The sequence below is a fragment of the Ammonicoccus luteus genome (assembly GCF_050880385.1).
Lineage (GTDB): Bacteria > Actinomycetota > Actinomycetes > Propionibacteriales > Propionibacteriaceae > Enemella.
Genome location: NZ_JBNZCI010000001.1, coordinates 939,328 through 959,921, shown reverse-complemented (window position 1 = coordinate 959,921; position 20,594 = coordinate 939,328). Strand labels below are relative to the sequence as shown.

Sequence of the window (20,594 nt, the reverse complement as noted above, 5' to 3'; positions counted from 1 at the left end):
ATCTGACGGCGTTCAGTGCCGATCATCGGCCCACTTGGTGATTTCGAAACGTTTCGCGAAGTGCGCCGTCGGGGTGCAGGGTGAACGTCCGGTCGATGCCGAGCTCGTCGAGGAACCGCTGGTCGTGGCTGACGACCAGCAGGGCGCCGCGATAGGAATCCAGCGCGTCGATCAGAGCCCGGGCGGTGGTCAGGTCGAGGTTGTTCGTGGGTTCGTCGAGCACGAGCAACTGATGCGGCGGGTCCGCGAGCAGCAGCCGCGCCAGGGCAACCCGGAACCGCTCACCACCGGACAGTGTGCCGACCGCTCGCGCGACGCTGTCGCCGCGCAGCAGGAACCGGGCCAACTGGGCGCGGATCTCGGCGGGTGGCCGACCCGGGGCAGCGGATCGAACGTTCTCCAGGACCGATGCGGTGTCGTCGAGGCCGTCCAGCCGCTGGGGCAGATAGCCGATGCGATCCGTGCGCGGGACCGCGAAGGTCGGGCGGTCGCGGGCGCCGGTGAACAGTGTCTCGACCAGCAGCGTCTTGCCGACCCCGTTGGGTCCGGTCAGCGCGACCCGTTCCGGGCCGGCGATGAGGTGGGTGCCATCCGGATGGTGGAGCTCGAGGATCCGGCGGGTGGAGGGTACGCCCGGGTCGGGGAGCGTGATCCGCACCCGCTCATCGTCACGAACGCGGTCCTGCTGTTCGGCCAGCAGATCGCCGGCGGCCTCGACGCGGGCATCGAGGTTGTCGCGGAGCTTGCCGGCCGAGACCTCGGCCTCGAACCGGCGGGTGTTCATCACGATCTTGGGTTTGCGCTTGTTCTCGAAGTCGGTGTTGGCGTACCGCGTCCGGCGGGCGAGCTTCACCTCGGCTTCCCGGCGTTGGTGCTGTTCCTTCTTGAGGGCTTGTTCGGCAGTACGCAGGGCTTGGCGCGCGGCTGTCTGTTCCTGTTCCAGAGCGGTGATGAACTCCGTGTAGCCGCCGCCGAAGACGGTCAGCCGGGCGCGCCGGAGCTCGACGGTGGAGTCCATCCGATCCAGCAGATCGAGGTCGTGGCTGACCACGACGAGCGTCCCGCGCCACCCGGTGATGGCGGCGTGGATGCGCTCGCGGGCAGCCCGGTCGAGGTTGTTGGTCGGCTCGTCGAGCAGGACGATCGGGGTGTCGGCCAGTTGGAGCCCGGTCAGCGCGACCGCCATCGCCTCACCGCCGGACAGGGTGCCGACCCGCCGGTCGAGGGCGATTCCCTTGAGGCCGATCGCGGACAGCGCAGCGTGTGCGCGGGGCTCGATGTCCCAGTCGTCGCCGATGGTGTCGAAGAGGTGCTGGCGTACCTCCCCCTTCTCAACCGCCCGCACCGCATCGACCTGCGCGGCTATGCCGAGGAGATCGGCGACGCGGACTCCGACGTCGAGAATCAGGCGCTGCGGCAGATAGCCGACCGCGCCGCGGACCGCCACCGATCCGGTCGTGGGGGACAACTCCCCGGTGATGAGGCGCAGGACGGTGGTCTTGCCGGTGCCGTTGTCACCGACCAGGCCGGTGCGGCCCGCGCCGAACGTTGCGGTCGTGTGGTCGAGGACGGGCGCGCCGTCGGGCCAGGCAAACGACGCATCGTTGAATTGGATGATGGGGGACTGGGCGGGCATGAGGCTCCGATCGTCAGCTGGTGGCGCTGACCCCGGGCCCGCAGGCGTCGGTGAAGTCAGCGATGAACCGAAATGGCGATCGCTGTGAGCACGACGCACCTCCCACGTCCGACAATGCGACTCATCCACGCTAGATCTGCCGGTGGTCCTGGGCAAGTTGTTTCTAGCGGGATCCGACCAGCGGCGCGATAGTGCTGTTGCGTCGACCTGAGGGATGCCGTCGCTGGGTGTCTGGTGTCGTCCATGCGACAGCGGTGTGCCCGACTGTCCAGCCCTTGCCCAACCCCCTGCACATGTCGCTGCGTCGACACTAGGATCCAAGTCCGACAACGGGTCTCCGAGCGGGCAAGGAGGATGAGGCCGTGCTCAGCGACGAGCGCTGGATCGAGGTCACTCCCTCCGCGCATGAGCACGAGCAGGCCGGCCTCGAGCTGCTTCGCAAGCTGATCCCGGACGTCGATCCCTTCCACGTCTGGACGAACTTCGAGTTCAAGGACTCCTCGGGCCGCTGGCACGAGTGCGATGCGCTCGTCCTGGGTCGGCGCAGACTGCATCTGATCGAGCTCAAGTACTATTCCGGCGACCTCCACGGTGACGACCTCCGCTGGCACCGAACCGGCCACCGGGTCGAGGACTCACCGCTTCTCCTGGCTCGCCGCAAGGCGCAGCGGTTCGCGAGCAAGCTCAAGGACGCCGTCCGTGAGTGGTGTCGCGAGCGCGGACAGGACCCGACCGAGCCGCTGCGGGCCGTTCCCTGGGTTCAGGAGTCCGTGTTCCTCCACCACCCCGGCCTGCGCAGCCACCTCACCGGCACGGCCGCGCTCGGGATCTATGGCCTCGACGGTCACGAGCACCACTCCGGCCTCGCCCCGATCAGCGATCTGGTGCTTGAGCTGCCGGATCACCGCGAGATCAAGCACCACAAGTTCGTGGTCGGCCTGCTGCAGCAACGTCTCGGTCTCGTCCAGCGTCGGGAACCTGCCGCCGGTTCCTGGAACCTCCAGGAGCGGATCGCCGAAGGCGACACCTGGGAGGACTGGCTGGCGTCCCACCAAGTCGCCCACCAGCGCTCCGCCCGCATCCGCTTCCACAGCGCGAGCCCGGGCGTGCAGTCCGCGGCTGAAGTCCGCCGGATGGTGGAAAACGAGTACGCCAAGCTGGCGACCCTCAAGCACGACGGTCTGCTGCGGCCGGACGACCTGGTCGACAGCGAACTCGGCCTTGGCTTGGTCTATCCCGCCGACGACTCCGAGCGGCTCGACCTCTGGCTCGCCGGTCGCAACGAGAGCCTCTCGCTCGACCAGCGGCTGGGGCTGATCCGCCAGGTCGCGGAGGCGGTGCACTATGCGCATCGCAACCAGGTGGCCCACCGTGGCCTCAACCCGCAGGCGCTCTGGGTCACGAGCGATGCGGAAATGAAGGCGCCCCCCAAAGTTGCGATCGGGGATTGGCAGTCGGCCGGGACCGCGACCGCGTTGGGCACCCAGGGGGCGGGGGTGACGAGTCTGTACGCCGCGCACACGCGCCCCGCGGGTGATCCCACCGCTCCCTATCGAGCCCCGGAGGAGGGCTGGTCGCCCACGGCGAACCGGATCCGATTGGACCTGTTCGGGCTTGGCGCGACCGCGTACTACCTCCTCACCGGCAAGGCCCCCGCGCCCTCGGCCAGTGCGCTCCGCGAACGGCTGCGCACCCAGCAAGGCCTCGACCTCGCCGTCGACCTGCCCCAGGCGCCGAGCGATCTGCGGGCACTGATCCTCCGCGCCACCCACCCCAGCCCCGCCCAGCGCACGGGCGACGTCGGGGACTTTCTCACCCAGCTCGACCGGGTCGAGGAGTCGCTCACCCAGACCACCGATCACGCGCTCGATCCGTTGACCGCCCGGGCCGGGGATGTCCTCGACAACCGCTTCACGGTCGAGCGCCGCCTCGGCGCCGGCTCGACCGCCGTCGGTCTGCAGGTCCGCGACGAGCGCAATCCGCGGGCCAAGCGCGTCCTCAAGGTCGCTCTCGACGACTCCGCCGACGCGCGCCTGCGCGATGAAGCCGAGGTCCTCGAATCCCTCAAGTCACTGGACAGCCCGCGTCTGGTCAAGCTCGTCGAGTCCGTCACGGTCGGCAAGCGCCAAGCGCTCCTGCTGTCGCTGGCGGGTGAACAGACCCTCGCCGAGCACCTCGCCGAACGCGAGCGCCTGTCCCTGGACCTCCTGGAGCGCTGGGGCACCGATCTCCTCGACGTTCTCGTCGAGCTCGACCGCGCGGGCGTCGATCACCGCGACATCAAGCCCAGCAACCTGGGCGTCGTCAAACGTGACGGCGCCCAGCACCTGGTGCTGTTCGACTTTTCCTTGTCCCGGGCCTCGGCCGGAGCGATCACGGCCGGCACGGCTCCCTATCTCGATCCGTTCCTCGGCGGGGAGCGAGACCGTTTCGACCAAGCGGCCGAGCGCTATGCGGCCGCGGTTGTGCTGTTCGAGATGGCGACGGGTCAGGTGCCGCAATATGGCGATGGGTCCGCCCATCCCAACACCATCAACGACGAGGTCACGCTCCATCGCGGCATGTTCGACAAGGCGGTCGCGGACAGCTTCCAGCGCTTCTTCACCCGCGCGCTTGCCCGCGATGCGAAGGCGCGGCACCGGTCGGCCGGCGAGATGCGGGAGGCCTGGCGTCGGGCGTTGGACCGCACGGCCACGACGCATGCGGACTCCGGCGACGAGCTCGCCGACAAAGTAACCCTCACCACCCCGCTCACCAGGTCCGGTCTCTCCGCTCGGGCGCTGTCCCTGCTCGAGCCGCTGCGGCTCAAGACCGTCGGCGATCTCACCGCGGTGCATCCGATTCGGTTCCGGCAGTTGTCGGGTGCCAATTCGACCCGCGATGAGGTGGTCGACCGGGCGCGGCAGTGGCGTACGCGACTCGGGAGCGGCACGCTTTCGGCGACCGAATCCTCGGTGCTGCCCAGCCTGGCCGACATCGCGCACACGCTGATTAGGTCCGCGGGCGGCGGACGCAGCCGAAGCCGGAGCCAGGTCCTGCACATGCTGCTCGGCGAGGATCCGGCGATCGATCCGTTCGTCACTCACGCCGTCCTGGCCGAGGCGGTCAGCCTCACCGGTCCGCGTGTGAGTCAGATCATCAACGATTTGCACGACGCCTGGGCGGAGGGACCGGCGCTCGAGTTGCTCAATCAGCTGGACACGTTCGTGCTCGCGCGGGTGCGCGAACTCGGCGGGGTGGCCACTCTCCATGAGCTTGCCGACGCGCTGATCGCCGCCATGCCGGCCGAGGCTCCAGCCGACCCGGCTGCCGGAGAGCACACCGACATCATGATGGAGGCGTCCCGACCGCTCGCTCGCGGCGTACTCCGCCTCCTCCACGACCGCCAACGCCGCCTCGCCGCCCTCGACCAAGAAGAGCTGGTCCTCGACTGGCGGCGGCGCAGGGGCGTGATGCACCTGGCTGCGCTCGACCCGGCGCTGCTCGATCTGGCGGAGGCGTTGGGAGCGCGGGCGGATCAGTTGGTCCGCGAGGCAGGCGCCCCGTCGGAGGCGTTGGTCCCGGCTGATCGGGCGTACGCGGAGTTGGCAGCTCTCATCTCTGCGGAGGCCCGTCGCGTGACGTTCCCTGAGGAGGCCGAAGGCCGTCTCGAAGGGACCCGTCTGCCCGTGCTCGCCGCGGGGTGCTCGACCTCAGCGGTGGCGTCGGCGCTGGGTGACCTGCATACGCGGGAGTTGGCCCGGGCCCGAGCGCTGGAGTTGGCGCTGGGGTCGGTCGCGCCCAGCCAGCGGCTGTCGTCCAAGGAACTGGTCGACCGGGTGGCCGCACGATTCCCGGCGCTGCCGCGGTTGCCGCTGGGGGACCTAGACGAGATCGTCGCGGCGTCGGGCCTGGACCTGGAATGGAACGCCGAGAAGCGCACGTGGGGATCCCGTCCGCTCACCGACAAGGAAACCGGCCTCGGCACCCGCCGCGAGACCGAGCTCCCGGTTGACCTGGCGCCCCTGTCGGTGAACGGCGTGGTCGGCCAGCGGTTGGCGGACTCGCGCAAGAGCCGGTCGTTCCTGGTGTTGGGCGTGCCCGCCGATCAGCACCAGCGGCTCGTCACCGTGCTGACGGCGCAGCACGCGGCTCGCGCGGTCAACGTCACCGCCCTGTTCCTGGAGCGGCTGCGCGCGGCGAACAACCAACTTCGCAAGCCCATCGACTGGGCGGAGATCCAGCGGGCCGATGCCGCCCTGCCGGACACCAGGGAGGCGACCGGGCTGCGCAACCTTGCCGGGCGGGCCTGCGAGGCCACGCTGGACGAGATCGACGCGATCGTTGCGGATGTCGAGGCAGCCGGGCCCGTTGTGCTCATTGATGCTGAGCCGCTGACCCGCTATGGCCACGCAGGTGGGTTCACCCGATGGAGCGACCTCGGCCGCAGCCGTGCCAACGCCGTGTGGCTGGTGGTGCCGCAACTCGCGACCGCGCAAGGGCCATTGCTCGATGGCCGGCCGGTCCAGGCCTCGCCGAACCAATTCGTTCCCGTTGACCGTGCGTGGCTGAGCGCGCGATGGGCGGAACTCGCCGGGTGGGCTAAGCGAGGCGTCGTTTGAGCCTGCTTTGAACCCATCCGGGATCGCTGGTCCGGATCACGGGGTTGCGTCTGATTCTCAGCGCCGGAGGGGGGTGTTCCTGCTCGTGGTTGGTTGGTTGAGGCGGCTGGTGGTGAAGCGTGTGTGTCGACGTGGTCGCCTGGCGGGGTCCCATCCGGCCGGCGGGATGACTTCGGGCATGCGGTCACTGCCGAGGCGGACTGCCCAGCGGTGGGGGTCGTCCGAACCGGGGGTCCAGCCACGGCCGGGCTCGACCCGTCGGTGATGGTGGGGGCAAAGCAGGACCAAGTTGTCTAGGCAGGTCTCACCGCCGCACCACCAGGGGATGATGTGGTGCGCTTCGCAGACGGCGGGTGGCTTGTCGCAGCCGGGGAAGGCACAGCCGCGGTCGCGGACGGTGAGGGCTGCGCGGATCTCCGGGGTGACCAGGCGCTTTTGTCGGCCCACATCGAGTGGCACGCCAGCTGCGTCGAGGACCGCGGGGATCAAATCACAGTCACAGGCCAGTCGGCGTGCTTCTTCGGCGGAGATCAGCGAGCCACCGGTGAGCGCCATCTCCCCCAACCCTGTGAGCAGCGCGCCCAGGCCGAGGATGAGGGTCACGCGGGGGCGGTCGCCGCCGTGGGTGGGGGCTTCGCCGTTAGTTTGGTGGGCACGCACGATGTCCAGCAGGGAGTCTGCGAGGAGTGTGGCCTTGTCCTTGGGGCTGTTCGGGTAGGGGTCGTCCATCGCCGTGCGCCAGCGGGACTCGCTATAGGCGGTCAGGAGCGCGGACAGTTCCTCGCCCTCCACGGCGGTGAACTGACCACGAAGGATCCACGAGCCATGATGGTCGGCGAAGAGCCTGAGACCACGTTTGGCGGCGGCCCGCTTCTCTTCGCGATCGAGCTGGTCGGCGAGGATCTCGTCGGCCCGGTCGGGTGCGACCGTTTCAAGAAGTCGCCAGCCCAGGCGGGCGAGGTCGGCCGGGTCGTGCTCGGCGGCGAACCCGATCAGCAACGCCGCGGCATCCTCGAGGTCGGTCGCGTCGAGGTCGTCAGGCAGCTCTTCCAGGGTCTTGGCGATGGCCACGGCTTGGGCGGTGGAGACTTTGCCCGTTTCGTGCGCGGTGACCAGGGCGGGGAACGCCCCGATTCTGACCGCGTCCTTAACGATCGAGCGGGCGCGATGAGTGGTGTGGCCGTGCTCGCGGCGCAGCCACTCCGAGGGGGAGCAGCCGGCTATCTCGACAGTGGCGTCCCGGGCCTCGACTTCACGCAGAACCGATGCGCGGGCTGCTTCGGCCAGGGACACGAGGCGATCGGTGTGGGTCACCAGCTCGACAAGGCTCTTGTTGCCGAGCGAGACCAAGCCTGGATTCTGCCCGGTCAGGCCGGGTGGGAGGGAACCTTTGGCGGTCTGGGCGAGCAGCTCGGGCAGGACCTCGGCGATGACCGGCACCGCCTGGTCGAGGCTGTTCGACATGCTTTCCATGACTCAACTCAACCAGGCGGGTCAGACAATCATGGTTGCTCAAAATGAGTTCGTCGACCGCGCGCGTCTCTTCCCTGCAACGAAACCGTCGAGAGCATTGTTCTCCGATCCCGGACCCGCTAGGTCTGGTGGCAACAAAGGAGTCCGCAGGAGTGGATTGATCAGAGCGTCATGAGGAGGGGCCTTCGATGACAGCGCACGCGGGCTTGACTGCGGAGCTCAAGAAGCTGGTGCTGCGGGTCGAGGACGACCTGCGCGTGCGGCTCGCTGACGACCCTGCGGTCGATGGACGGTGGCGGGAGGAACATCGTGGCGCGCTGAAGACGGGTCGGACTGCCGGAGCGTGGGAGACCTTCCGCGACGACAAGATCACTCAGGTCGCGGTCTCGTGGGTGCTGACGACCGTGTTCGTGCGGTTCTGTGAGGACAACGGACTGCTCGGTCCGGTATGGATCGCTGGACCCAAGGCGCGGCGGCAGGAAGCGTTGGATGCGGAGTTGGCCTATTTCCGCACGTATCCCACCGAGACCTCCCGCGAATGGCTCTGGCAGGCCGTTCGGCACCTGAAGGATGTGCCAGCCACGAGCGGGCTGGTTGATGACTTCGCACCCTTGCGCCAACTCGGCATTTCCGGTGACATGGCAACGGAGATTCTGCGCTTTTGGCGCGCGGCTGATGAAGACGGGGACTTGCGGTTCGATTTCGCTGATCCCGAACTGTCCACACGGTTTCTCGGCGACCTGTACCAAGACCTCTCCGAGCACGCCAAGAAGACCTATGCACTCCTCCAGACCCCCGTCTTCGTCGAGGAGTTCATCCTCGACCGCACCCTCACCCCGGCGATGGAGGAGCGGCCGCTGGAGGGCTTCCGGCTCATCGACCCCACCTGCGGTTCGGGCCACTTCCTGCTCGGGGCCTTCGATCGTTTCATGGCGGCCTGGGAAGTCGAGTCCCCGGACATGGCGGTTGACGAGCGGGTACGCCGAGCCCTCGCCTCAGTTCATGGCGTGGATATCAACCCGTTTGCCGTAGCGATCGCGCGGTTCCGCCTGATTGTTGCCGCTCTCAAGGTGCTCGGGCTGAAGTCGCTGGAGAACGCACCCGAGTTCGAGTTGAACCTCGCGGCTGGCGATTCGCTCCTCCATTGGAACGAGCCCACTCTTGAAATCGGTGGTGATGACGAACACCTCTTCTCGACCTCGCTGGAAGACGAAAAGAAGCTGTATGAGCTCCTGGGCCCCGGAACGTATGACGTGGTCGTGGGCAATCCGCCGTACATCACAGTCAAGGACAAGGCGCTCAACCAGCAGTATCGGTTGCTCTATCCGACCTGCAAAGGGACTTATTCTTTGACAGTCCCCTTCATGGAGCGCTTCTTCCAACTCGCTAAACAGTCTAAGCGAGGCGAAGCTTCATCGGCTGCGGGGAGAGGACCGAGCTTCTCGAAGCCATCAACCTCCGGCTGGGTTGGCCAGATCACCAGCAACTCATTCATGAAGCGGCAGTTTGGGACGAAGCTGATTGAAGAGTTTCTGTCGAACCGAGGTCTTCAGTTGTTGGTGGATACCTCAGGTGCCTACATCCCGGGGCATGGCACCCCGACACTTGTTCTGGTGGGCCGGAACCATCGTCCAACAGAAACATCGGTGCAATGTGTGCTTGGGATTCGTGGTGAACCCGGGCAGCCTGCTGATCCTGCGTTGGGCTTGGTGTGGCAGGAGATTGTGAACCATGTGGGGGATGGAGCCTACGACGGCGAGTTCGTCTCAGTTCGGATGGTCTATCGCGAGCAACTCGCAAACCATCCATGGAGCCTGACTGGGGGTGGCTCCCTCGAGCTATTGGACCAGATCGATCGCGCCCGAACTGGGGATCTCAGTTCACTGGTGGATGCGATTGGCTTTGGTGCGGTCACTCGGGAAGACGAGGCATACTTTGTTGGTCACGGAACACTGCATCGACACGGAGTCACTCCCAGTCTTGGCCAAGAGATCGTTCAAGGTGAGCATGTAAGAGACTGGACGACATCCAGTGATGTAACGGGGCTCTTTCCCTATAGCCCAGGTGACCTCACGCCACTGTTGTCTTCCCAAGCAAAACGATTGCTGTGGCCGCACAAAGCCTCGTTATCGAGGCGAGTGGCATACGGAGCCACGCAGTTGGAACGTGGGCTCGAATGGTTCGAATACTCCATGCTCTTCAGAGATCGATATCGGGTGCCGAACTCCATCACCTTTGCGTTCGTAGCGACGCACAACCATTTCGTCTGGGACCGCGGCAGCAGAATTTTTATCCGCACAGCGCCGGTGATCAAGCTGCCTGCAAATGCGACCGAGGAAGACCATTTGGCGCTGCTCGGCGTACTCAACTCGTCCACCGCGTGTTTCTGGCTCAAGCAGAACAGCCACAACAAGGGCAGCACTGTCGACAACCGGGGCGCTCGGCAGACGTTGGCGCCTTGGGAGGACTTCTATGAGTTCACGGGGACGACGCTGAAGGATTTCCCGTTGCCAGCAGAACTGCCGCTGGGGCGTGCGCGGGAGTTGGACCGGCTGGCGGCTGAGGCTGGGGCGGCCTTGCCAGCAGGGTTGGAACCCCTGCCCACGCTTACGTCGTTGGCGGAGGCGCGGGCGACGGCAGAGTCGAATCGGCGCCGGATGATCGGGTTGCAGGAGGAGTTGGACTGGGAGGCGTACGGGCTGTATGGCCTGCTGGCCGAACCGCCGTTGTGTGCCGATCCGCCGGAGGTACAGCTCGGGGAGCGGGCGTTCGAGATCGTGCTGGCGCGCCAGGTCGCGGCCGGCACGGAGGAGACGGCGTGGTTCGAGCGGCATGGGTCGACGCCGATCACGGAGATTCCCGCGGGATGGCCGGAGGCATACCGGGAGATTGTCCAGGCGCGGATCGACCTGATCGAGTCGGACAAGTTCATCGGGTTGTTGGAGCGGCCGGAGTACAAGCGGCGGTGGGCTACGGAACCGTGGGAGAAGCAACAGGACCGAGCGCTGCGTCGCTGGATTCTGGACCGGCTGGAGGATCCGGCGTACTGGTTCGATCGCGACAACCGCCCCATGCCGCGCTCGGTCGCTCAACTGTCCGATCAGGTCAGCAAGGACCCTGACCTTGTGTCGGTGATCCAACTGTGGGAGGGCCGGCCGGACGTACGCTTGTCGGATTCGCTGGCAAAGCTGATGGTGGACGAGGCGGTGCCGTACCTGGCGGCATACCGACTCAAGGAGTCCGGGCTGCGGAAGTTTGCGGCCTGGCAGCACACGTGGGACCTGCAACGCCGCGAGGATGCCGGCGAGAAGGTGGGGGAGATCCCGGTGCCGCCGAAGTACACGTCCGCGGACTTCCGCAAGGCCAGTTGGTGGCAGGCGCGAGGGAAGCTGGACGTGCCGAAGGAGCGGTTCATCCTCTATCCGGATGCCAACCGCGCGGGGGACACCTCGGCCCTGCTCGGGTGGGCCGGTTGGGATCACTTCCAGCAGGCGTTGGCGTTGGGAGTGCTCTATTCCGCACGGCAAGCGGAGGGTGCCGAGGTGGACGTGCTGGCACCACTGGTGGCCGGGATGGCCGAGCTCCAGCCCTGGGTGGAGCAGTGGCACAACGAGACCGATCCGGACTTCAATGTGAACAAAGCCAGTTTTACGGCTGACTTCCTGCGGTCCTCGGCTCAGGAGGTTGGGCGTACGGTTGCTCAACTTGCCGACTGGCGCCCAGCCGCAACGGCCCGCGGTCGGCGAAGCAGGCGGTAATGGCCCCGCATGGACAATGATCCCGCCCCGTCAGGCGGGAGCGCGGCCTGCAGAGAGCAACTCGTGCAGCGGGACAAGATCATCGCCACTCTCCAATGCCCAGAAGGCGATACCCGACATGTTCGTGACTTCGAGATGCTTTGCCGCTTCATCCAAGGAATCGAATTCTTCTGTTCCGTCGATGACCAACGTGCCGTCCTCACGGATCACGGCATCGATTTCCCACTCAGGATCCACGGGGTCCAGCAGGTCGCCCGGTCGCAGGATCTCGCGCTCAAGCAACTCGCCGAGCGTGGGCTCCTGCACGACCTCCACAGCCGAACTGCTGAGTTCAACAGGTTGGGTATGGCCATGCGTCAGCTGATGATAGGCGTCTCGGGTGACTCGAGCCATCAGCGAGCGGCGGGCAGAGAGAAACTCCTCGTACTCCATCTGTTCCCACCCCGCCGGTAGAGCGTGGCAGTACATTTGCCGATCCAGCCAGGCTTGGTCGGGAACTCGAGTTGCAGCAAGTTCGGACCAGTAGTCCGCCGGCGCCTTGTTCGAGATCGCGATGTTGGTGCTCCAGTCGGTGGGTGCGAAGTTGGCCGCCTGGTTGATGCGCTTGATGTCTGTGATGCCCAGCACCTTTTGCAGGTAATCGCGGGGGAACAGGTGGTGTCCCTCCGTGCCCTTGATCGCAGGCTGTGAAGGGTCCATCCAGTCTCTGACCCGCGACTCCAGCATGAACATCGGGGCGTCGAGGATGTTCAGTGCCGCGAGATAACACTGGTAGTGCGGGGAGAGACTGGGACCAGAGGTGATCAGCTGTTGGGGCATGCTGTAGCGCCAGAAGTCGGGGGTGAGCTGTGCGCCAATGATTTCGTTCAGTTGACGGGTGAAACCCTCAGCGTCCCCGGCCGGCACCGTCTGAATCCGATCTAGATCCTTCTGTATCTGCGATTCCGACGAGCCTGTGTAGCGAGCCGTCAACTGCGACATGAACAGCCAGCGTGCAATGAGTGTGCGAAGGTCGGTCAAAGGAACACGATAGGTGGTCCGACCGAGCAGGAATATCACGTAGCTGTAGACGATGTTCATCGTCGAAGTGACGTTCTGCGCCGACCGGAAGCCAGCGGTCTGGATCGCCCGGACGTACTCGGTCCAGCTGACCCGGTCCGTCACAATCGGGAGTGCGGTTTTCAACTTGTTCAGTTCCGCTTCTTGACGGCCGGAGTCCACGAATCCAGTCTTGGGATCCTTGGCCTCCAGTGCTGCGTAGGCGTCCTGGAGGCGTCCGCGCCCCTGCCCAATGGCGACCATCGCGCGGACCAAGTGACCGTTCTCGACGGCCATGTATGGATTCAGGGCCGTCCACCTCACCGGCTGGCCTGATATCTCGGAAGCTCTTTGCGGGGATATGCGTGAGTTGCGGGCGAAGTCTTCGATGGCCTCGCGGCCGGCGGGCCAGAAAACGCTTAGCCAAGTGAGTATGTAGTCGTAGGCCTTCAGCCGGACACCCTCGGAATTGATCCGAACGAAGATGTCAGCGACCAGCCGTTTGTCCGCTTCTTTTTGGATGTGGACGACGTCGAACAGGTAGTTCTTGAGCTCGCTGAGCTTGATAAAAACGTTGGTGATACGTTCTTCGTCATCCTCTGTTAGCTCCTGGCCAGCCGTTTCCAAACGCCGCAGGAACGACTTCGCGGCGCGTAACGGATTCGCGAAGCAGGATGAAATGTCCTCCACCCATTGCACCGACTTGGCAAGAGCGGGCGTACGCACCTCGAATCTCTCACTGAACGGGTTGAAGGAGATCATGATCTTTCGCTCCCGGTAAGCGTTGTCGCGCACCGGGTGACCCTGCATCGCAGCGAACAAACTCGTCAGACGCTGCTGACCGTCGATGATCTGATGGGTGGCGCCCAGCTTCGCGTCAACCGCGATGCTGCGGGTCTCACCCTCGGCCGCCACGTCCCAGAACATGAGTACACCCACTGGGTAGCCGCGGTACATCGAGTCGAACAGGTCGCGGACTTTGGTAGCGGGCCAGACAAAGGGTCGCTGCAAATCCGGGAGCTGGATCGAGCCATTGCTGATGCCATTGACGAGCATGTCAACGGGCCAGGAAACGGTCTTGAAAATTGCTGCCATGGTTGGCCCCCGTGATCTCCAGAGCGTAGAGCTTCGAGTTTCCCACGTTGAGTGCGTCAGACCCGTCGCGGCCCCATGTTCACCATTGGAACGGGCCGACCACTTGGCGTCTCTGCCACACCCGCAGGTACCCCGCAAGAGTTCAGAGTCGGCAAGAGATGATGGATGAGACGCCACGATCTCGGAGTCGGCCTCCGTTTGCGTCAGGTGCGCTCATCCTTGGCCGAACTCCGCGCTTACCTCGAGCACGGCATCCGGGGAGTGAAATCGCCCACGGCCAGCGGCACCCCCGGTCTCCGAGATGCCGATCACTAGGATCAGGTCAAGGGAATCCAGGCTGAGGGGGAGGCATGGCGACGAGGCTCGCTGACGTCATCGACATCCCGCTGCATGCGGGTGCGAACGACTACGTCCTGCGGTTGACCGATTCGGTCGGGGAGGACGGGGCCAAGCAGGCGCTGGATGCGTACGTCGTCACCGACGAGCTCGTCGACGCGTTCGATGCCGCGCTCGGTTTGGTCGGTGAAGCGCTCCGTGCCGACCAGAGCAAGGGCGCATTCCTGACGGGCTCCTTCGGCTCTGGTAAGTCCCACTTCATGGCGGTGCTCCACGCCCTGCTGCGCCACGATCCCGATGCCCGCGCCAAGGCCGAACTGATGCCGGTGGTCGATCGGCACGATGCCGACCTGGCGGGCAAGCAGATCCTTCCGCTGGCGTTCCACATGCTCGACAGTGAGAGCTTCGAGCAGGCGATCTTTTCGGGCTATCTGCGGCAGATCCAGCAGATGCATCCCGGCGTACGCCTGCCGGCGCTCCATCGGACCGACGCGCTGCTCGCCGACGCGGCCGCTTTGCGCGAGCGCATGGGTGACGACGCCTTCTTCGCCGGCCTCAACGGGGACGTCGATGACGATCCTTGGGCCCAGGTGTCCGAGGTCGGGACCTGGGATGCGGACGCCTATGCGGCGGCCGTCGCTGCCGCGCCCCGCACAGGTAACCGACAGCAACTCGTCGGGGACTTGGTGGCGGCGTACTTCGGCGCGTTCACCGGCGGCTCTGACTGGATCGGCCTTGAAGACGGCCTCGCGGTGATTGCGGAACACGCGAAGTCGCTGGGATACGACGCTGTTGTCCTCTTCCTTGACGAGCTTGTCCTCTGGCTGGCGTTCCGGGTCCAGGAGCGCGACTGGTTCGGCCGAGAGGTGCAGAAGCTGACCAAGTTGGTCGAGTCCGCCACCGGCCGGCGCGCGATCCCTCTGGTGTCGATCATCGCCCGCCAGCTCGACCTGCAGAAGTGGTTCGCAGACTCTGGCGCCGACGGCGCGGAACAGGAGTCCGTCGAGCAGGGCTTCCGCTATCAGGAAGGCCGCTTCGGCAAGATCCGGTTGGGTGATGACAACTTGCCGTACGTGGCGAGCAAGCGACTCCTCGCGCCCAAGGACGAGCACGCGAGCGCAGTGCTTGCTGAAGCGTTCGAGCAGCTCGACCGCAGCCCCCAGGTGTGGAGCGTCCTCCTCGACGGCATCAACACCGATGACGACCACCGCGGCTCGGACGAGGCGGCGTTCCGGTTGACGTACCCGTTCTCACCCGCGCTCATCTCCACCCTCAAATCCCTCGCCAGCGTCATGCAGCGCGAGCGCACCGCGCTGAAAGTCATGCAGCAGCTCCTCGTCGAGCGCCGCGACACCCTGACCGTTGCCGATGTGATCCCGGTGGGGGATGCGTACGACCTCATCATCACCGGTGCCCAAGGTGTGGTGAACGACACCGGTCGTGCCAACCAGTTCAAGGCCGCCCACCGGCTGTTCAAAGAGAAGATCCAGCCGATGCTGCTCAGCCAGCACAATCTCACCGCAGCAGCGCTCGATGATCCCGGGGCGGAGACACGGGCCTATCGCAACGACGAGCGCCTGGCCAAGACGTCGCTGCTGGCGGCGGTCGCACCCGACGTGCCCGCCCTCAAGGACCTCACGGCGTCACGGCTCGCGTCGCTCAACCACGGCTCCATCCGCAGCCCGCTGCCCGGTGGCGAGGCGAACACGGTGCTCAGCAAGGTGCGGACCTGGGCGCAGCTTGTGCCGGAGATCCACGTCGACGGCGAGACCCGTGACGCGATCATCCGGGTCCAGGTCGCGGAGGTCGACTATGAGTCGATCATTGACAAGGCCAAGGCCAGCGACTCCGATCAGCGACAGCGCAATCTCGTCACCGAACTCGTCCTCGCCGAGCTCGGGCTTGGCCACCTCGCCCCGGACGCGCTCGGCACCTATCGCGACAAGGTCATCTGGCGGGGGACCGGGCGGACCGTCGAGGTGCTGTTCGGCAACGTCCGCGACACCGACTGGCTCTATGACGACCACTTCAAACCCGCCGAGACCGACGCCTGGCGGCTCATCATCGACCATCCGTTCGACCTTGTCGGCCACTCGCCGGGCGAAGACCAGCAGCGACTCGACCGGCTCGTGAGCCGCGGACAGACCGCGCAGACGCTGGTGTGGGTGCCGCACTTCCTCGCCGAAGAGAAGCATCGCGAGCTGCGTCGGCTCGTCGTCCTCGACTGGGTGCTCGCTCGCGACGACCGCTGGGACGACCACTCCAACCACCTGGCCGAAAACGACCGCGCCCAAGCCCGGGCCATGCTGATGACGCAGCGCGACGGGCTGCGGAACACGGTGATCCAGAACCTGCGGCAGGCCTATGGCATCACGGGCACCCAGCCCGGCGTACTCCTCGAAGGGGGACGCTCACCCCAACTCCTCGTCAGCCTCGACCCCGCCCTCGACCCCGGCGAGCCGGAGGGCGTGGGATTCAAGACCGCCTATCGGAACGCCGTCGACAAGGCGTTCAGCGCCACCTGGCCCGGGCACCCGCAGTTCGAGCCCGAGGACCACGAGGTCGGCCTGGGGGAGTTGCGTGCGGTGCTCGCGCATCTGCAGCGGGCGCTCGAGGATCCCGACCGGCGGGTCACCCTCGAAGGCGATCGAGGGGCCGTCCGCAGGGTCGCGAATGCGCTCGAAGTCGGTCATGCCGCCGAGACACACTTCCTGTTCGGAGACGGTCACTTCGGGTCATGGGGGACCGAGCTGACCCGCGGTCTTGGCGTCCTCGGTCGCGACGAGGGCAGCGCTCCCGTCACAGTCGGGGAGTTGCAGCACGTGATCCGGGCGCTGACCCCTGCTCGAGGCCTGACCCGTCCCATGGAGGACCTCGTTATCCATGCGTGGGCCCTGCTGCGTCAGCGGGCCTGGCATCACCACGGTTCCGCGGTGCCCGCGCCAGCGCTGGGCGCCGCGCATCCGTCGATGGAACTCCGACCGCAGAAGCTGCCGAGCCGCGAAGACTGGGGAACCGCAGTCGACCGGGCTGGTCGCATCTTCGGGGTCAGCGGGAATCCGCATCTCACCCCGCAATCGATGAATGAGTTGGCGGAGGGGGTGCGCAGTGCTGCACGCGAGGGGTTGCCTGCAGCCAAGGGACTCGTCACGGCACTCCGGAAGCTGGGCGAGGAGTTGAAGCTCGGCGGGGATTTCCCACGGCTCGCATCGGCCGTCGCAGTGGAGGAGCTGGCGCGCCAGCTCGCTGCCGAGCAGGGCCTTGCGTTGGTGAACGCTCTCGCCGGGGCAGAGCTCGACCAAACCGAACAGGTGCTCGGAACCTCGTTCGCGTCGGCAGTTGCCGTCACGGCTGCGATCGACAGCGTGCAGTGGAAACTCGTGCAAGCCGGCATGAAAGGCATAGCCCAGCCTGCCCTGAGGGCCATCATCGAGCCGCTGATTCGAGCTGCCAAAGCCGAGGAGTTCGCGGACAAGCTCCAGCCCGCACTCAAGGTTGCTGGAGACCAATTGCTCGAGTGGCTCACAAGGGTTCCCACCCCAGTGACGCCGCCCACCCCACCGACGCCCCCAACCCCGGACACTCCGGACGACCAACGGCCCGACCACACATTCGTCGTTCGTGGGCGACACGGTCGCAGCAAGCTGCAGAAGCTGGTGGACCACATGGAGAGCCATCCCGATGACGAATTCCAGGTGTGGTGGCGGATCACGTGAGCGGAGTGTCCACGCCTGCCATCCGGGCCGAGATCGACCAAGTCGTGAGCAAAGGGCATGGCCTGGCTGCCGGCGAACCCCGCGTACTCGGTCTCCGCGGCCAACCCGACCCCAAGCTCAAAGGCGTCTTCCGGCACATCGTGGCTGGTGACGAGGTCAACGTCCAGGTGGTGCCCTGCGTCTCCGCGCTGGCCGCCCGCGAGGCGCTGGTGGACCGCACGGGAGATGACTGGCTCGTTCTCGTCACCGACCGCGACGAGACCGACCTCGGGGCAGGGATCATCGGTCACCTGATCGGGCAGCGGCTGCGGCAGATCGATCCATGGCTGGGGGTGAAGGAAGCTTTCGGCGCGACCGGCATCGATCGGAGTTTGTCGAAGTTGCCGCAGGGGCGCGTTGTCGCGCAGGGGCTGCTGAGTGTGCTCGAGGAGGGCTCGGAGTGGCCCGCTGCGCCGGCTGGTCTGCTGACCCTTGACCACGTCGGCGCCGCGTTGGCTCGTCGAGTGCTCGGGATGCACGACGGGACCATCGACGGTGTCGCTGTGCTCCGTTGGGCTGCGTCGGGGAGCGCTCGATCGAGCACTGGTCGCGAGGAATCGTCTCGGAGAGATTCGGGTCCCCTCGGTGCGGTCAACGCGCTCGCTCAACTGCGTCGCCTGGGTGGAGATCCTCTCGTCGAGTCGCTGCTCGACTGGCTGGCCGGCAGATGTGGCGCGGCCGCCGACGTAGTGCGCGCCGAGTTGCACGAAGCCCGTCCGGCACGGCTGGTCCCGCTCGGCGTGGCGGCGCACCATTTGCGCGAGGCCCGCAGCACTGATGCCGGTGCGAGCGCGGCCTGGGAGCGGTTCGTCGAGACCCAGGGGATGGCGTACGCGAAGCCCGGTGCTGCGGATGCCCTCGGCGCTATCGCGATGACCGTTGCCGGGGACCTGCTCGAGTCCAACGCCACCTGGGCGATCGGCTCCACGCTGTTGACCGAAGCGGATCGCCTGCTCAGTGACGTCGGCGCTGCGGCTGTCGCCGCGCAGTCGGTGTTGCTGCCGACAGGTTTGAAGCAGCGGTTCCGGGATCTGGCCGAGGCGTTGCGCAGCGAGGGGGTGCACGGCGGTCACCTTTTGACCCATGGGGCGGGTCAAAAGACAACGGCGCAGTCAGCACTCACCGTCGACACCGCCTGGCAGGCCGTCACCATGCACGCGTTGGTGCGGCTGGCGCCGGCTCGGCAGCGGCCTGCGGCATTCGCGCCGAGTGAGGCTGCCGTGCGATTGCACCGTTGGTTGGCGTTGGCGCCCACCACGCTTCAGCAGCCATCCACGACTGGTCAGGCCTCGTTTGCGGAGTTGTGTCGGCAGCATCTTCACCAAGATGCCTGGGTCGACTCGGCGATCCACGATGCCGCAGGCGGGGCAGCGGATCTGGAATTGTCGACCGCGCTCGCCGCGGTGGTCGGCGAGGCACGTGCGCGGCGGGCTGCGGCTGACCGCGCGTTCGCCGCCGAACTCGCCCGGATCACCCAGACCGGTGACGGCCAGGATGGTCCGTTGACCGGTGACGGGGACCCCGTCCTGCCACTCGAGCACGTGCTCCGTGAGGTCATCGCACTGGTCGCCAGGACCACGCCGACGTTGCTCATCGTCCTCGACGGCATGACCGCCCGGGTCGCCGCGGAGATCATCGAGGACGTCCTCGCTGAGGGACGCGGTTGGGTGGAGGCACTCCCACGCGGGGTCGCCCGCCGGCTGGCAGGACTCGCGGTGTTGCCCACGCTGACCGAGCACAGCCGGACATCGCTGCTGTGCGGCCGGCTGACGTCGGGCAACCAGCAGACCGAGAAGAAGGAGCACCCCGCCGTCGTCACCGCGCTCGGCGCGGGGCCGGCCCAGATCTTCCACAAGGCGGAACTGGACCGCGTGCCCGACGGGCACCGCCTCGCCCATCCCGTTCGCGATGCCCTCGGGGACAGCTCGGTGCGGCTGGTGACCTGCGTCCTCAACACCATCGACGACGCCCTCGACCGCAGTGACCCGGAAGGGATCGACTGGCGGCTCGACTCGGTCAAACACTTGGCTGCGCTGCTCGAGGAAGCCGCCGACGTCGGCCGCGCGGTGGTGCTCACGAGCGATCACGGTCATGTGCTCGAGCGTCGCCAGGGGGCGAAGCAGCCCGGTGATGCGACGAGCGCGCGGAGCCGACACATGGGCGAGGGCGTGCGCGACGGTGAGGTCCTCGTCGGCGGACCCCGCGTCCTCGGCGGGTCGCCGGTAGTCCTGGCGGTGGATGACACGGTGCGCTATTCGGACCTGCGCGCGGGATATCACGGTGGCGGTGCAGCGGCCGAGGCCGTCGTGCCGATCGTGCTGCTGTGGCCCGGTGCAGTGCCGAACACGTCGGGGGATCCGCTCGCGGGTGAGGAGGAGCGGCCGTTCCCCTATGTCGAGGCACCGTCCCAGCGTCCGGAGTGGTGGAATCACTCCCATGCGTTGCCGGCGACTCCCAGTCCCACGCTGACCCCGACCAGCCCCACGATGGCCCCGGCCGGTCCTAAGCAGGCACCGGTCGGTCCAAGGCGGGCCACGGCCGGTCCGAGGCGGACCACGGTCAAACCGGCTCAGGATGCGCTCACCGGACCGGGCCACGTGATCGTCAGCGGACCCGTCTGGAAGGCCCAACGAGCGATCTCCGGACGCATCACCCTCGATGATGAACGCTGTGCCAGGCTCATCGATGAGCTGATGACCGCACCCGGCACGCGACTCGCCGCGACCGCGGTCGCCGGCGTACTCGGGATTCCAGACGTTCGCGCCCAAGGCGCCATCTCCCAACTGCAGAAGCTCCTCAACGTCGAGGGCTATCCGGTCATCCGGCAGGATCAGGGTATGCTCGTGCTGGATCCCGGCTTGCTGACCGAGCAGTTTGCGCTGAGTTGAGGAGCGGTTGGTTA

7 protein-coding genes are annotated in these 20,594 nt (G+C 66.5%); 4 read left to right on the top strand and 3 right to left on the bottom strand.

Features of this window, described 5'->3' with window-relative positions; all coding sequences use genetic code 11:
- Positions 1–22: 22 nt before the first annotated feature.
- A complete protein-coding gene (locus ACQ260_RS04445; RefSeq protein WP_432558179.1) occupies positions 23–1,636 on the bottom strand; it encodes an ABC-F family ATP-binding cassette domain-containing protein in 1,614 nt (537 codons plus the stop codon).
- 362 nt (positions 1,637–1,998) lie between these two features.
- On the opposite strand from ACQ260_RS04445, the gene pglW reads away from it, so the two are divergent.
- A complete protein-coding gene (gene pglW, locus ACQ260_RS04440; RefSeq protein WP_432558178.1) occupies positions 1,999–6,237 on the top strand; it encodes a BREX system serine/threonine kinase PglW in 4,239 nt (1,412 codons plus the stop codon).
- Between the two features lie 57 nt (positions 6,238–6,294).
- On the opposite strand, the gene ACQ260_RS04435 is transcribed toward pglW, so the two are convergent.
- Positions 6,295–7,710 carry an HNH endonuclease signature motif containing protein gene (locus ACQ260_RS04435; RefSeq protein ID WP_432558177.1) on the bottom strand — a complete coding sequence of 472 codons (1,416 nt, stop codon included), beginning with the start codon at positions 7,708–7,710 and terminating at the stop codon, positions 6,295–6,297.
- A 188-nt stretch (positions 7,711–7,898) separates the two neighbouring features.
- Here ACQ260_RS04435 and pglX point away from each other — a divergent pair, with 188 nt between their 5' ends.
- The gene (gene pglX, locus ACQ260_RS04430) at positions 7,899–11,468 is read left to right on the top strand and encodes a BREX-2 system adenine-specific DNA-methyltransferase PglX (protein ID WP_432558176.1); all 3,570 of its coding nucleotides are present in this window, start codon (positions 7,899–7,901) and stop codon (positions 11,466–11,468) included.
- A gap of 30 nt (positions 11,469–11,498) precedes the next feature.
- Here pglX and ACQ260_RS04425 read toward each other — a convergent pair whose 3' ends face one another.
- Positions 11,499–13,601, bottom strand: a complete 2,103-nt coding sequence (locus ACQ260_RS04425) for a GmrSD restriction endonuclease domain-containing protein (protein WP_432558175.1) — start codon at positions 13,599–13,601, stop codon at positions 11,499–11,501.
- Positions 13,602–13,951: 350 nt separating this feature from the next.
- Between ACQ260_RS04425 and ACQ260_RS04420 the strand changes: the two genes are divergently transcribed.
- Entirely contained in the window at positions 13,952–17,653 is a 3,702-nt protein-coding gene (locus tag ACQ260_RS04420; RefSeq protein WP_432558174.1) for a DUF6079 family protein, read from the top strand.
- Positions 17,650–20,580: a BREX-2 system phosphatase PglZ gene (pglZ, locus tag ACQ260_RS04415; RefSeq protein WP_432558173.1), complete on the top strand. Its 2,931-nt coding sequence runs from the start codon at positions 17,650–17,652 to the stop codon at positions 20,578–20,580. The genes ACQ260_RS04420 and pglZ overlap by 4 nt, the downstream gene beginning before the upstream one ends.
- Positions 20,581–20,594 lie beyond the last annotated feature (14 nt).

Excerpts from the sequence above, each read along its gene's own strand:
- ACQ260_RS04435 (WP_432558177.1), bottom strand. The coding sequence starts at position 7,710 with ATGGAAAGCATGTCGAACAGCCTCGACCAGGCGGTGCCGGTCATCGCC.
- ACQ260_RS04445 (WP_432558179.1), bottom strand. The coding sequence starts at position 1,636 with ATGCCCGCCCAGTCCCCCATCATCCAATTCAACGATGCGTCGTTTGCC.
- ACQ260_RS04425 (WP_432558175.1), bottom strand. The coding sequence starts at position 13,601 with ATGGCAGCAATTTTCAAGACCGTTTCCTGGCCCGTTGACATGCTCGTC.
- pglX (WP_432558176.1), top strand. The coding sequence starts at position 7,899 with ATGACAGCGCACGCGGGCTTGACTGCGGAGCTCAAGAAGCTGGTGCTG.
- ACQ260_RS04420 (WP_432558174.1), top strand. The coding sequence starts at position 13,952 with ATGGCGACGAGGCTCGCTGACGTCATCGACATCCCGCTGCATGCGGGT.